This is a genomic window from Paraburkholderia fungorum, assembly GCF_046026025.1.
In the GTDB taxonomy this organism is placed as follows: domain Bacteria; phylum Pseudomonadota; class Gammaproteobacteria; order Burkholderiales; family Burkholderiaceae; genus Paraburkholderia; species Paraburkholderia fungorum_E.
Genome location: NZ_JAQQFL010000024.1, coordinates 112,410 through 125,779, shown reverse-complemented (window position 1 = coordinate 125,779; position 13,370 = coordinate 112,410). Strand labels below are relative to the sequence as shown.

The following is a 13,370-nucleotide window of genomic DNA, read 5'->3' as shown; positions in this document are numbered from 1 at the left end:
CGGAGCCGGGCGGCTATGATTGCGGGACGCCTGAGCGGCCCGCGGGGCCGCACGCTATATGGCGGCGACACCTTTGACAGCCGATATTGTACTTGCGAAGCAACCCATGCCTTTGTCCGAACGCCGATTGCCCTCCGTTACCGATGAAGTGAGCGCCGAGCCGAAGCGCCGCGTCTCGCGGGGTAAAGCAGCGGCGGCGGACTTGAGCGAGCCCGGCGCGGGTGTCGCGCAAGAGAGCGACAAGGCCGCGCGGGAAGACGAAATGGTTGACCCATTCGGTGACAAACCCGCGGGCAAATCCGCGGGCAAAGGCGCCGGCAAGCCTGCTGCCAAGGCTACTGCGAAACCCGTGGCCAAACCCGCCGACAAGCTCGCCAAACTCGGTCTCACGCGCGACATCGATCTCGTTTTGCATCTGCCGATGCGCTACGAAGACGAAACCTCGCTGACACCGATTGGGCACCTGCTGCCCGGCGGGATCGCACAGACCGAAGGCGTGGTGTTCGACAACGAGATCGCCTATCGCCCACGTCGCCAGTTGCTGGTGAAACTGCGCGACGACGCCGGCGACGAACTCGTGCTGCGTTTTCTGAATTTCTACGGTTCGCAAGTCAAGCAGATGGCGATCGGCGCGCGGCTGCGGGTGCGCGGCGACGTGCGCGGCGGTTTCTTCGGCATGGAGATCGTGCATCCGGCGGTACGCGTGGTGGACGAAGACACACCGCTGCCACAAGCGCTGACGCCGGTGTATCCGAGCACCGCAGGCGTGACGCAGGCGTATCTGCGCAAGTCGATCGACAACGCGTTGTCGCGCACGTCGCTGCCGGAGTTGCTACCCGCGCCGATCGCGCAAGCTCATCTGCAGCCGCTCGGCGTGCCGGCCCTGATGGATGCCGTGCGCACGCTGCATCACCCGGGCGCGCAATCGGATGAGACCGCGTTGATCGACGGCACGCATCCCGCGTGGGTGCGCATCAAGTTCGAGGAATTGCTGGCGCAGCAGATGTCGTTGAAGCGCGCACATGACGAGCGCCGCACGCGTGCGGCGCCGGCCATGCCGCGCCGGAAACTGGGTGACGAAGCGGCGCTCGTGGCGCGTTTGCTGAAGGCGCTGCCGTTTTCGCTGACAGCGGCACAGGAGCGTGTGGGCGGCGAGATCGCGCTCGATCTGACCCAGCCGCATCCCATGCAGCGGCTGCTGCAGGGGGATGTCGGCAGTGGCAAGACGATCGTGGCCGCGCTGGCCGCGGCGCAGGCAATCGATGCGGGTTACCAGGCCGCGTTGATGGCGCCGACCGAAATCCTCGCGGAACAGCACGCGCGCAAATTGCGCGGCTGGCTGGAGCCGTTGGGGGTGAGCGTCGCGTGGCTGGCCGGCAGTTTGAAGACCCGCGAAAAGCGCGCCGCGATCGAAGCGGCGGCGCTCGGCACGGCGCAGTTCGTGATCGGCACGCACGCAATCATTCAGGATGCGGTCGAGTTCGCCCGGCTGGGGCTCGTGATCGTCGACGAACAGCATCGTTTTGGCGTGGCGCAGCGGCTCGCGTTGCGCGCGAAGGCGCAGAACGCGGCCGACGGCGCGCACGATTTTCAGCCCCATCAACTGATGATGTCGGCAACACCGATTCCGCGCACGCTGGCGATGACCTATTACGCCGACCTCGACGTGTCGACCATCGACGAACTGCCGCCTGGACGCACGCCGATCCTGACCAAGCTGGTCGCCGACGCGCGGCGCGAAGAGGTGATCGGCCGCGTGCGCGAAGCCGCGCTGACCGGACGGCAGGTGTACTGGGTGTGTCCGCTGATCGAGGAAAGCGAGACCTTGCAGTTGCAGACCGCGGTGGAGACGTACGAAACGCTGGTGGCCGCGCTGCCCGAATTGAATGTCGGTCTGGTGCATGGCCGCCTTGCGCCGGCGGAGAAGGCGGCGGTGATGGACGCGTTCACGCGCAACGAGGTGCAGTTGCTGGTGGCGACGACGGTGATCGAAGTGGGTGTCGACGTGCCGAATGCCTCGCTGATGGTGATCGAGCATGCGGAGCGGTTTGGGTTGGCGCAATTGCACCAGTTGCGAGGGCGGGTGGGACGCGGCAGCGCGGCTTCGGTTTGCGTGCTGCTCTATACCGGGCCGCTGTCGATCACGGCGCGGGCGCGTTTGCAGACCATGCGGGAAACGACGGACGGGTTTGAAATCGCCCGGCGCGACCTCGAGATTCGCGGTCCGGGGGAGTTTCTCGGCGCCCGGCAGTCGGGTGCGGCCATGCTGAGGTTTGCCGACCTGCAGAATGATCAGTGGCTGATCGAGCCGGCCAGAGAGGCCGCCGCGGCTCTGCTCGAAAAGTATCCCGAAGTCGTGATGCAGCACCTGGCCCGGTGGCTCGGCGCTCGTGAGCAATATCTGAAGGCTTGAGAAGCGGTCTTTGATGGCGTGTCCTTGATGGCGGACACGCCCGTCTGCCCACGTACAAAAGACCAAAAAGTTGGCGAACCGACCCTATAGGTGTATAACTAGAACCTATCGAACTATCTGCACTGATTGATCCCCCAATGACGCTCACCGAATTGAAATACATCGTTGCGGTTGCTCGCGAGCGGCACTTCGGCCGGGCCGCCGAGGCGTGTTTTGTCAGCCAGCCGACCTTGTCGGTGGCCATCAAAAAGCTCGAAGACGAACTTAACGTGCAGATTTTCGAGCGCGGCACGAGCGAAGTCAGTGTCACGCCGATCGGTGAACAGATCGTCACGCAAGCCCAGCGCGTTCTGGAACAAACGCTTGCCATCAAAGAGATCGCGAAACAGGGTAAAGACCCGCTGGTCGGGCCGCTGCGCCTTGGCGTCATCTATACGATCGGGCCGTATCTGCTGCCCACGCTGGTCAAGCAGATGATCAAGCGCGTCCCGCAGATGCCGCTGATGCTGCAGGAAAACTACACGATCAAGCTGATCGAACTGCTCAAGCAGGGCGAAATCGACGTCGCCATCATGGCGTTGCCGTTCCCGGAAACCGGTCTGATGCTGCGCCCGCTCTATGACGAGCCGTTTGTCGTCGCCTTGCCGTCCGGTCACGCGTGGGAAACCCGCCCGAAGATCGACGCTGAGGATCTCAAGCAGGAAACCATGCTGCTGCTCGGCAGCGGCCACTGCTTCCGCGATCACGTGCTGGGCGTGTGCCCGGAACTGATGCGTTTCTCGCAGAATGCGGACGGCATCCAGAAGACCTTCGAAGGTTCGTCGCTGGAAACCATCCGTCATATGGTGGCAAGCGGCGTCGGCATTACCGTGCTGCCGCGCATGTCGGTGACTGAGGTCAAGCCGCACGCCGGCGGTATCGACGCCGGCCTGCTCAGCTACGTCGCGTTCGGCGAACCGGTGCCGGATCGCCGCGTCGTGCTCGCCTGGCGCAAGAGCTTCACACGGATGCCCGCGATCGAAGCCATTTGTGACGCCATCAACGCTTGCGATTTGCTGGGCGTCAAAAAGCTCGAACTGCCCGTCGCCGTCAATTAGGCGGCGCGTCGCACTCAGGCCGACGGCCTCGCAACCCGGCGGTTGGACGGCCGCCTTAAGTGCCGATAGTTGCAATCCCTATCGAATAGATAAAATTAATCAAACACGATAATTCGATAGCATTGTTATAGTGTCCTCCATGGATCGCCCGATCCCCAAGACCCGGAGGAACTCATGACGCAATCGCCGCAATCGAACCTGCAGCAAGTCCAAACCGTCGCCGCTCAATCCGCTCGCGTGACCCCCGGCAGCTTCGCCGCCTCGGTGCGCAGCTTGCGTACGGTTGCGCTGTCCCTGCTGGTCGATCGGGCTTTATCCGCTTGAGCCGCAGGTATTGGCGCGCCATATCTCTCCCCGCATTCCGTTCCCAATAAAAGTTCCTCAGGAGTCCCGCATGTCCGAACGTAAGCTCACCAATGCAGCCGGCGCACCCGTCGCCGACAACCAGAATTCGATGACCGCCGGCGCGCGCGGTCCGGTTGTCCTGCAAGACGTCTGGCTGCTCGAAAAACTCGCTCACTTCGATCGCGAAGTGATTCCGGAACGCCGCGTTCACGCCAAGGGTTCGGGCGCATTCGGTACGCTGAAGGTCACGCACGACATCTCGCGTTACACGAAGGCCAAGGTGTTCGCCGAGGTCGGCAAGGACACGCCGCTCTTCATGCGCTTTTCGACGGTGGCAGGCGAGCGCGGCGCCGCCGACGCGGAGCGCGACGTGCGCGGTTTCTCGATCAAGTTCTATACGGAAGAAGGCAACTGGGACGTGGTCGGCAACAACACGCCGGTGTTTTTTATCCGCGATCCGCTGAAGTTCCCGGACTTCATCCACACGCAAAAGCGCGACCCGTACACCAACATGCGCAGCAATGTGGCGGCATGGGATTTCTGGTCGCGTCATCCGGAGTCGTTGCATCAGGTCACGATCCTGATGAGCGATCGCGGCATTCCGAAAAACTACCGGCAGATGCATGGCTTCGGCTCGCACACCTACTCGTTCATCAACGCGAACAACGAGCGCTTCTGGGTGAAGTTCCACTTCAAGTCGATGCAGGGCGTGGAGAACTTTACCGACGCCGAAGCGGCACAAGTGGTCGCACAGAACCGTGAAAGCGCGCAACAGGATCTGCTCACGAGCATCGATGCCGGCAACTTCCCGACATGGCGTTTTGCCATCCAGGTGATGCCGGAAGCGGAAGCCGCGAACTATCGCTTCAATCCGTTCGACATCACGAAGGTGTGGTCGCAGAAGGACTACCCGTTGATCGACGTTGGCACGATCGAGTTGAACCGCAACGCGGCGAACTATTTCGCGGACGTGGAGCAGGCAGCATTCACGCCGGCCAACGTGGTGCCGGGCATCGGCTTCTCGCCGGACCGCCTGTTGCAAGGCCGTTTGTTCTCGTATGGCGACACGCAACGCTACCGGCTCGGTACCAATCACCATCAGATTCCGGTGAATGCGCCGCGTTGCCCGGTCCACCATTCGTTCCATCGCGATGGCGCGATGCGCACGGACGGCAACCTCGGCGGCAACGTGAACTACGAGCCGAATCGTTTCGGCGACTTCGCGCAGGACAGCAATGCGGCGGAGCCGCCGCTTGCGGCGGGCACGGTCGATCGTTACGACCATCGTCTGGACGAGGACTACTACACGCAGCCGGGTATGTTGTTCGCGCTCTTCGATGCCGCGCAACGCCAGCGTCTGTTCGGCAACATCGCACGCCATATCAACGGGGTGCCGCAAGAGATCGTCGCGCGTCAGATCGAGCATTTCCGCCGCGCCGATCCGGCCTATGCGCAAGGCGTGATCGCCGCGCTGGCCGAGCTTGCTGAAGGCGGCAAGAAGTAAGCAGGTGAAGTGAATCGATGCAGGAGGGCGGGGCGCATCGGCGCCCCGCCGGTAATGATACGAATCGAAGGAGCACGATCATGATCCAGATGATGATGGCCACCATTGGCGGTGCGTCCGCCGTACGCGGCGCGCAACAGCGGCAAGCATTGACGCTGCGCAAGTTAGCGGGATTTGCGATCGTCTTGAGCGGATGGGCGGTGATCGGCGCGCAAGCACTGCAGCACGCGCTGAGCGCGTGATCGTGCATGAGGCCGTGGGTGCGGCAAGCGACCACGCGTCACACGAACACAGCTCTTTTCTAAGATAAACTGGCGGGCGTTCGAAGTGCCAGGTTTGCTATCCGCATGCCGTCACTTTGCCAAGCGGTTCGTATCACTCTTCAAGGGAGTCATCATGGCCAAGAAAGAAGCTGTACAGCACGTCAATATCGGAATCAGCGACAAGGATCGCAAGAAGATTGCAGAAGGTCTGTCGCGACTGCTCGCCGACACCTACACGCTGTACCTGAAGACCCACAACTTCCATTGGAACGTGACGGGTCCGATGTTCAACACGCTGCACCTGATGTTCGAAACGCAGTACAACGAGCTGGCGCTCGCGGTCGATTCGATCGCTGAACGTATTCGCGCGCTGGGCGTGCATGCGCCGGGCAGCTACAAGGAATTCGCGAAACTCTCGTCGATTCCGGAAGCGGACGGCGTGCCGGCTGCGGAAGACATGATCCGCCAACTGGTGGAAGGTCAGGAAGCCGTGGTGCGTACCGCACGCGCGATTTTCCCGTCGACGGAAGCCGCCAATGACGAGCCGACCGCCGACCTGCTGACGCAACGCATGCAAACGCACGAAAAGACCGCGTGGATGCTGCGCTCGATGCTGGCTTAAACGCCTTGGCGTTCGGGGCGTTCTGGGCGTTGTGCCCGGAATGTCGGCGCGGCGCTCGAGCGTTGCGTTGAATGGCAAGCCAAACAGGCCTCCCTTTGCGGGAGGCTTTGTTTTTTGCGGCGTCTGATCCGGACTGCGCCTGGGTTTGGGTCCCGGTTGCGGACTCTGCTGCGAACTCGGTTGGGGCGCCTAGCATATCGGCCTTCGCCGGCCTGAAGTCTGTCTGCCGTGCGCATCCCGTAAAATAGCGGCACCGTCTGCACTTCACCGAATCCGCCCATGTTCGCCCGACTTCCCCTGTATCTGCGCCTCGTGCGTATGGACAAGCCGATTGGCAGCCTGCTGCTGCTATGGCCGACACTCAATGCGCTGTGGATTGCATCCGGCGGCCACCCTCCGTGGCCGCTGCTGGTGATCTTCACGGTGGGCACGGTGCTGATGCGCTCAGCGGGTTGTGCGATCAACGACTACGCGGATCGGGACTTCGACCGCTACGTGAAGCGCACGGAAAACCGTCCGATTACGTCGGGCAAGATCAAGGCGTGGGAAGCCGTGGCGCTGGCGGCCGGCTTGTCGCTGCTAGCCTTTCTGCTGATTTTGCCGTTGAATACGCTGACCAAGGAGCTATCGGTGGCTGCGCTGTTCGTCGCCGGTTCGTATCCGTTCACGAAGCGCTTCTTTGCGATTCCGCAGGCGTATCTGGGCATTGCGTTCGGTTTCGGCATTCCGATGGCGTTCGCCGCCGTGCAGGATCACGTGCCGATGCTTGCGTGGGTCATGCTGCTGGCTAACGTGTTCTGGTCGGTTGCGTACGACACGGAATACGCCATGGTCGATCGCGATGACGACATCAAGATCGGCATTCGTACTTCGGCATTGACCTTCGGCCGCTTCGATGTGGCGGCGATCATGCTTTGCTATGCGCTCACGCTGGGAATTTACGTCGGCATCGGCATGATGCTCGGCTTCGGTGTGCTGTATTGGCTGGGATGGGCGGCGGCGGTGGGCTGCGCGATCTATCACTACACGCTGATCCGCAATCGTGACCGGATGGCGTGCTTCGCCGCGTTCCGTCACAACAACTGGTTAGGCGGCGCGTTGTTTGTCGGCATTGCCGCGCATTACGCGGCTGCTTCGTTTTAATTCTTTCGCACCGGCCGACCACCAACCGCCAACCGCGCTTACAGCTTGCCGAACTCGTCGCCCATTTCCTTGGCGCGCGCATCGGCGGCAAGCACGCCGCGTACGATTGCGTCCTTGATTCCGCTGGCATCGAACGACGCCAGCGCGGCCGCCGTGGTGCCGCCCTTCGACGTCACCCGTTCGCGCAACAGGCTCGGCGGTTCGTCCGAGTTGGCGGCCAATTGCGCCGCGCCGGTGAAGGTCGCGACCGCCAGCGCGCGGCCTTGGGCTTCATCCATGCCGAGTTGGCGCGCGGCTTCCTGCAACGCTTCGATGAAATAAAACACGTAGGCGGGACCGCTTCCCGAGATCGCGGTGACGGCGTCGATCTTCGCTTCGTCATCGAACCAGACCGTTTCGCCGACGGCGCCCAGCACCTGCGACGCGAGCGCGCGGCCGGTTTCGCCGACGCTGCCGGTCGCGACGAGGCCCGTTACACCCATGCCGATCAGCGCGGGCGTATTCGGCATCACGCGCACGATGCGAGCATGGCCGTTCAGCCAGCGCGACATGTCATCCATGCGAATACCCGCGACGATGCTGATTGCCAGTTGCGAGGCTTGCAGATGCGGCGCCAATGCCTCGGCGACGTTCTTCAGGATCTGCGGCTTCACCGCCAGCACGACTGCGTCGTACGACGCGAGCACCGCGTCTGCAGCGGCACCGGTCTTGATGCCGAACTGCTGCTCATTGCGCTTGCGCGCGTCTTCGTTAGGATCGATCGCGTACAGATCGGCGGGTGCGACGCCGCGCTTGATGAGGCCGCCGATCAACGCCGCCGCCATGTTGCCGCCACCGATAAAAGCAATTTTCATGATGTTCCGAAAGAGGTTCCGTGAGGGAGTCCGAAGAATCTGGCTAAGGTCAGTTTGGGTAATCTCGCGCGCCGAAGATCGCGGTGCCGACGCGCACGATCGTCGCGCCTTCCCGCACGGCGGCTTCGAGGTCGCTCGACATGCCCATGGAGAGCGTATCGAGTTCGAGGCCGTCATTGCGCAGGCGTTCGAACAGTTCGCGGAGTTGCCGATGCGGCACGCGTTGCTCGTCGATATCGCCGGCAGGTTCCGGAATCGCCATCAGGCCACGCAGATTCAGCTTCGGCAGCGCGGCGATGGTCTGTGCGACTTCCACCGCCTCGGCAATGCTCACGCCGCTTTTCGACGCTTCACCACTAACGTTGACCTGCAGGCAGACGTTCAACGGCGGCAGGTTGTCCGGGCGTTGCTCCGACAGCCGCTGCGCGATCTTCAGGCGGTCGACCGAATGGACCCAGTCGAAATTCTCGGCAACCGGTCGCGTTTTGTTCGATTGCAATGGTCCGATGAAATGCCATTCGAGCGCGGCCCGCAGATCGGCCAGCGCTTCGACTTTGGCGAGAGCTTCCTGCACATAGTTCTCACCGAACGCACGCTGACCGGCTGCGTATGCTGCGCGCACGTCTTCGGCGGGAAACGTCTTGGAGACCGCGAGCAAGGTGATCGAATGCGCGCCGCGTCCTGCGGCTTGGGCGGCGAGGGCGATGCGCTGCCGCACCGCTTCGAGGTTGTGAATCAGATCGGGCATGGAAGGGAGCCGGAGGGCCTGCGAAAGACAATGGTCGAATTATACGGACGCTGCCGCCTCGTGCCGCAGCCGGACACGGACACGGACACGGACACGGACACGGACACGGACACGGACACGGACACGGACACGGACACGCGAGGCTGCTTGCGGTGGCGCACCGCAAGTTACGTACCGCGCTTCGCGTTCGCGTTGGCGGTCAAAATCGATCGCTTCAGGTGGACAGCATATGCTCCACCAGTTCGATCCAGTGCGCGACCGGTGTCGATGTGCCGCTTTGCAAATGCGCAATGCAGCCGACGTTCGCCGACACAATCACCTGCGGCTCCTGCACCTGCAGCCGCTCGAGCTTCTGATCGCGCAGTGCGTACGAAAGCCTGGGTTGCGTCAGCGAGTAAGTGCCGGCCGAGCCACAGCAGAGATGGCTGTCGGCGGGCAGGCGCACTTCCACGCCGAGCGCCGCCAGCAGATGTTCGACCTTGCCGCGCACCTGCTGGCCATGCTGCAAGGTGCACGGCGGATGGAACGCCACCGTATGGATCGCGCGACGGCGCGTCACAGCGACGAGCGCCTCTTCGAACTCCGGCAGAATCTCCGCGACGTCGCGTGTCAGTTCGGTCACACGGCGCGCTTTTTCCGCATAGACGGGATCGTCGCGCAGCAGATGCGCGTATTCCTTGACCGTCGCGCCGCAGCCGGACGCGTTCATCACAATGGCTTCGACACCTTGTTCGACATACGGCCACCACGCGTCGATGTTGGCGCGCACGTCGTCGAGTGCTTCCTCGTGGTAGCCCAGGTGCAGACGGATCGCACCGCAACAGCCGGCTTCCGGTGCGATCAGTGTTTCCACGCCGACCGCGTCGAATACCCGCGCGGTGGCGATGTTGACGTTCGGCATCATCGCGGGTTGCACGCAGCCCGCGAGCATGAGCATCTTGCGCGGATGGTGCGCGGTCGGCCATTCAAGCGCACGCTGCCGCGCCGGCACCTTGTCGCGCAGTTTTTTGGGCAGGAGCGCACGGACATGCTGACCGAGGCGCATGGTCGGCGTGAACAGCGCGCTGTTCGGCACGAAGCTGGCGAGCAGCCGGCGCACCATCCGCTGACTGAACGGGCGGGTGACTTTCTCCTCGGTGATCTTGCGGCCGATCTCGACCAGCCTGCCGTATTGCACGCCGGATGGGCAGGTGGTCTCGCAGTTACGGCAGGTCAGGCAACGGTCCAGATGGACCTGGGTGCTGCGCGTGACCGCCGCGCCTTCCACCATTTGCTTGATCAGATAGATGCGTCCGCGCGGGCCGTCGAGTTCGTCACCGAGTATCTGATAGGTGGGGCAAGTCGCCGTGCAGAAGCCGCAATGCACGCAATTGCGCAGGATGGCTTCGGCTTCGTTGCCATCGGGCGTGTTGCGAATGAAGTCCGCGAGGTTGGTTTGCATCGCGTGGCTCACAAGTCGGGGTAGAGACGACCGCGATTGAAAATGCGGGCTGGGTCGAAGGCGGTTTTCAGGCCGCGATGGATTTTCATCAGCGGCGCGGGCAGTGGCGTGAAGACCCCCGCGCTGCGGTCGTAACCGATGCCGGTACGGAAAATGGTGGCATGGCCGCCGGCCTGTTTGGCGCTGATACGCACGGTTTGTGCGTCGGTGTCGGTGATCCACCAGCGCTGGCTGCCGCCCCATTCCATCAGTTGCGCGCCGGGTAATTGGAGCGGCTCGGTGATCGACGGCAGCGCGAGGCGCCACAGCGCGGCCTGCGGCGGGATGGCCGCAAAGAACGAATCGGTCTGCTCGCGCAGGCCGGCCCAGAAGCGCTCCGCCTCGACAGCGTCGACCACTTCGCCGCCGAGCGCCGTGCGCGCCGCCTTGACCGCGGCTTCCGCGCCGGCCATCCGCACGGCCAGCGTGCCGTGACGCCATGCGCTCGCGGTAATCGGCAGCGGCCGGCCGCCCCATTCGTTGAGCTTGCGGACCGCGTCTGTGCCGTTCATGTCGAATTTGAGCGTGGCTTCGGCCTGCGGCAGCGGCAGCACCTTGACCGACAACTCGAGGATCAGACCCAGGGTGCCGAGCGAGCCGGCCATCAAACGGGAGACGTCGTAACCGGCGACGTTCTTCACCACCTGGCCGCCGAAATGCAGTTTTTGGCCTTGCCCGTTCATGATGACCGCGCCGAGCACGAAGTCGCGCGCCGCACCGGCGGCCGGGCGGCGAGGGCCGGCTATGCCCGCTGCGATGCAACCGCCGAAGGTGGCCTGCAGCCCGAAGTGCGGCGGTTCGAAGGCGAGCATCTGATCGTGTTCGGCGAGTGCGGCTTCGATCTCCAGCAGGGGCGTGCCCGCGCGGGCCGTGATAACCAGTTCGGCGGGGTCGTAAGCGATGATGCCGCGATAAGCGCGCGTGTCGAGGATCTCACCTTCCAGCGTCTGACCGTACCAGTCTTTGGTGCCACCGCCACGGATACGCAATGTGCGCCCTTCGGCGCTGGCCGAACGCACGCGTTCAGACCAATTGGCGACGATGTCGTCCTCTTCCATGGTGCCCTGCTTCGTTGTGTTTCGATCGATTGTACCGGGCGGCGGCTCGCTGGCAACCCGGAGCGGACCCGCATCGGGTAATCAGGGTGGGAGCTGGGAAGCATGGCGGGCGGGGGGCATGCGGGATGCGTAGGCGGGGGAATGGGGCGGGGAGCGGACTGCGAGGCGGGCTGATGGAGAGTGGGGGCCCGCAAGCAATGTGGACCAAGCGGATCCGCACGGCGGGCGCGCCATGTGACGCTGCGCGCCCGTTCCCGGCCGGCAACGTCACAAGCCGTTTTAAAACCGCGGCAGGTCTGGATGCGGCAGCAAGCCGCCGCGCACGTGCATCTTGCCGTACTCGGCGCAACGGGCGCGGGTGGGAATGCCCTTGTCGGGATTGAGCAGGCCCGGCGCGTCAAAGGCGCGTTTGACCGCATGGAAGGTGTCGCGCTCTTCGGGCGAAAACTGCACGCACATCGAGTTGATCTTCTCGATGCCCACGCCATGTTCGCCCGTCACCGTGCCACCCAGTTCGACGCAGGTTTCGAGGATGTCGCAACCGAACGCCTCGGCGCGGTGCCACTCGTCCTGATCGTTGCCGTTGAAGAGGATCAGCGGATGCATGTTGCCGTCGCCGGCATGGAATACGTTGATGCAGCGCAGGCCATACTTCTTCTCCATCACTTCGATACGCGCCAGCAGCGGCCCGATACTGCGGCGCGGCACGGTGCCGTCCATGCAGTAGTAGTCAGGCGAAATGCGACCTGCCGCCGGAAACGCGTTCTTGCGCCCGGACCAGAAGCGCAGCCGCTCACTTTCCGAGCGTGAAATCTGGATGCGGGTGGCGCCCTGTTCACGCAGCACCGCGGTCATGCGCACGATTTCGTCGGCCACTTCTTCCGGCGTGCCATCCGACTCGCAGAGCAGAATCGCCGCTGCATCGAGGTCGTAGCCCGCATTGACGAACTCTTCGACGGCGCGCGTAGCCGGTTTGTCCATCATCTCCAGACCGGCCGGGATGATGCCTGCTGCGATGATGCCGGCGACCGCGTTGCCACCTTTCACGACGTCGTCGAAACTGGCCATGATGACCTGCGCCGTTTGCGGCTTCGGGATCAGCTTGACGGTCACTTCGGTGACGATCGCGAACATGCCTTCGCTGCCGATCAGTACCGCCAGCAGATCGAGCCCTGACGCGTCCGGCGCGAGCGAACCGAATTCGACGATTTCACCTTCCATGGTCACGGCGCGAACACGCAGCACGTTGTGCACGGTGAGGCCGTATTTGAGACAGTGCACCCCACCCGAATTCTCGGAGACGTTGCCGCCGATCGTGCAGGCGATCTGCGACGACGGGTCAGGCGCGTAGTACAAACCGTATGGCGCGGCGGCTTCGGAAATCGACAGATTGCGCACACCCGGCTGTACCGTGGCGGTTCGGGCGTACGAGTCGACTTCGACGATCTTGCGAAAGCGCGCGAGCGACACCACGACGCCGTGACGGATCGGCATCGCCCCGCCGGACAAACCAGTGCCGGCGCCGCGCGGCACGATCGGCACGTCGAGCCGGTTGCAGATTTGCACAATGCGCTGGACCTGCGACTCCGTCTCCGGCAATGCGACCGCCAGCGGCAGACGCCGGTAGGCGGCGAGACCGTCGCACTCGTAGGCGACGGTGTCTTCTTCGCGGTACAGCAGACAGTGGGTCGGCAGCACGGCCATCAGCGCCTGCACGACTTCGCGCTGGCGCTGGGCGAGCACTTCGGCCGTCAGTTCGACGGGTGCGTTCATATGACTTGTCTCCTGATGTCGTTCACTCTGCGTGCCCGCTCTGGCCTGGTCGTGGGGCAGCAGGCGTTGC

General features: G+C 63.5%; 12 protein-coding genes. 7 read left to right on the top strand and 5 right to left on the bottom strand.

The window, feature by feature from the left end; all coding sequences use genetic code 11:
- Nucleotides 1-106: 106 nt before the first annotated feature.
- From recG to ubiA, 7 genes are all read left to right on the top strand, one after another.
- Nucleotides 107-2,413: an ATP-dependent DNA helicase RecG gene (gene recG / locus PQR67_RS24495; RefSeq protein ID WP_408464938.1), complete on the top strand. Its 2,307-nt coding sequence runs from the start codon at nt 107-109 to the stop codon at nt 2,411-2,413.
- A 137-nt stretch (nt 2,414-2,550) separates the two neighbouring features.
- A complete protein-coding gene (locus tag PQR67_RS24490) occupies nt 2,551-3,510 on the top strand; it encodes a LysR substrate-binding domain-containing protein (protein ID WP_408464936.1) in 960 nt (319 codons plus the stop codon).
- A gap of 174 nt (nt 3,511-3,684) precedes the next feature.
- The gene (locus tag PQR67_RS24485; protein ID WP_408464934.1) at nt 3,685-3,834 is read left to right on the top strand and encodes a hypothetical protein; all 150 of its coding nucleotides are present in this window, start codon (nt 3,685-3,687) and stop codon (nt 3,832-3,834) included.
- Between the two features lie 70 nt (nt 3,835-3,904).
- The gene (locus tag PQR67_RS24480) at nt 3,905-5,359 is read left to right on the top strand and encodes a catalase (RefSeq protein ID WP_408464932.1); all 1,455 of its coding nucleotides are present in this window, start codon (nt 3,905-3,907) and stop codon (nt 5,357-5,359) included.
- Between the two features lie 80 nt (nt 5,360-5,439).
- Nucleotides 5,440-5,601 carry a hypothetical protein gene (locus PQR67_RS24475; RefSeq protein ID WP_408464930.1) on the top strand — a complete coding sequence of 54 codons (162 nt, stop codon included), beginning with the start codon at nt 5,440-5,442 and terminating at the stop codon, nt 5,599-5,601.
- A gap of 154 nt (nt 5,602-5,755) precedes the next feature.
- On the top strand, nt 5,756-6,244 hold the full coding sequence (locus tag PQR67_RS24470) for a Dps family protein (RefSeq protein ID WP_054037764.1): 489 nt from the start codon (nt 5,756-5,758) through the stop codon (nt 6,242-6,244).
- Between the two features lie 279 nt (nt 6,245-6,523).
- Entirely contained in the window at nt 6,524-7,387 is an 864-nt protein-coding gene (gene ubiA / locus PQR67_RS24465; protein ID WP_408464928.1) for a 4-hydroxybenzoate octaprenyltransferase, read from the top strand.
- 38 nt (nt 7,388-7,425) lie between these two features.
- Here the strand turns inward: ubiA and proC are convergent, their stop codons facing one another.
- The 5 genes from proC to PQR67_RS24440 all read right to left on the bottom strand — a co-directional run bounded on the left by proC (nt 7,426) and on the right by PQR67_RS24440 (nt 13,300).
- Nucleotides 7,426-8,241 carry a pyrroline-5-carboxylate reductase gene (gene proC / locus PQR67_RS24460; protein WP_408464926.1) on the bottom strand — a complete coding sequence of 272 codons (816 nt, stop codon included), beginning with the start codon at nt 8,239-8,241 and terminating at the stop codon, nt 7,426-7,428.
- Nucleotides 8,242-8,290: 49 nt separating this feature from the next.
- Nucleotides 8,291-8,989, bottom strand: a complete 699-nt coding sequence (locus tag PQR67_RS24455) for a YggS family pyridoxal phosphate-dependent enzyme (RefSeq protein ID WP_408464924.1) — start codon at nt 8,987-8,989, stop codon at nt 8,291-8,293.
- 214 nt (nt 8,990-9,203) lie between these two features.
- Nucleotides 9,204-10,430: a glycolate oxidase subunit GlcF gene (gene glcF / locus PQR67_RS24450; RefSeq protein ID WP_408464922.1), complete on the bottom strand. Its 1,227-nt coding sequence runs from the start codon at nt 10,428-10,430 to the stop codon at nt 9,204-9,206.
- Nucleotides 10,431-10,438: 8 nt separating this feature from the next.
- A complete protein-coding gene (glcE, locus tag PQR67_RS24445) occupies nt 10,439-11,527 on the bottom strand; it encodes a glycolate oxidase subunit GlcE (RefSeq protein ID WP_408464920.1) in 1,089 nt (362 codons plus the stop codon).
- Between the two features lie 279 nt (nt 11,528-11,806).
- The gene (locus PQR67_RS24440; protein ID WP_408464918.1) at nt 11,807-13,300 is read right to left on the bottom strand and encodes an FAD-linked oxidase C-terminal domain-containing protein; all 1,494 of its coding nucleotides are present in this window, start codon (nt 13,298-13,300) and stop codon (nt 11,807-11,809) included.
- Between the last annotated feature and the right edge of the window lie 70 nt (nt 13,301-13,370).

Excerpts from the sequence above, each read along its gene's own strand:
- recG (WP_408464938.1), top strand. The coding sequence starts at position 107 with ATGCCTTTGTCCGAACGCCGATTGCCCTCCGTTACCGATGAAGTGAGC.
- PQR67_RS24490 (WP_408464936.1), top strand. The coding sequence starts at position 2,551 with ATGACGCTCACCGAATTGAAATACATCGTTGCGGTTGCTCGCGAGCGG.
- PQR67_RS24485 (WP_408464934.1), top strand. The coding sequence starts at position 3,685 with ATGACGCAATCGCCGCAATCGAACCTGCAGCAAGTCCAAACCGTCGCC.
- PQR67_RS24480 (WP_408464932.1), top strand. The coding sequence starts at position 3,905 with ATGTCCGAACGTAAGCTCACCAATGCAGCCGGCGCACCCGTCGCCGAC.
- PQR67_RS24475 (WP_408464930.1), top strand. The coding sequence starts at position 5,440 with ATGATCCAGATGATGATGGCCACCATTGGCGGTGCGTCCGCCGTACGC.
- PQR67_RS24470 (WP_054037764.1), top strand. The coding sequence starts at position 5,756 with ATGGCCAAGAAAGAAGCTGTACAGCACGTCAATATCGGAATCAGCGAC.
- ubiA (WP_408464928.1), top strand. The coding sequence starts at position 6,524 with ATGTTCGCCCGACTTCCCCTGTATCTGCGCCTCGTGCGTATGGACAAG.
- proC (WP_408464926.1), bottom strand. The coding sequence starts at position 8,241 with ATGAAAATTGCTTTTATCGGTGGCGGCAACATGGCGGCGGCGTTGATC.
- PQR67_RS24455 (WP_408464924.1), bottom strand. The coding sequence starts at position 8,989 with ATGCCCGATCTGATTCACAACCTCGAAGCGGTGCGGCAGCGCATCGCC.
- glcF (WP_408464922.1), bottom strand. The coding sequence starts at position 10,430 with ATGCAAACCAACCTCGCGGACTTCATTCGCAACACGCCCGATGGCAAC.
- glcE (WP_408464920.1), bottom strand. The coding sequence starts at position 11,527 with ATGGAAGAGGACGACATCGTCGCCAATTGGTCTGAACGCGTGCGTTCG.
- PQR67_RS24440 (WP_408464918.1), bottom strand. The coding sequence starts at position 13,300 with ATGAACGCACCCGTCGAACTGACGGCCGAAGTGCTCGCCCAGCGCCAG.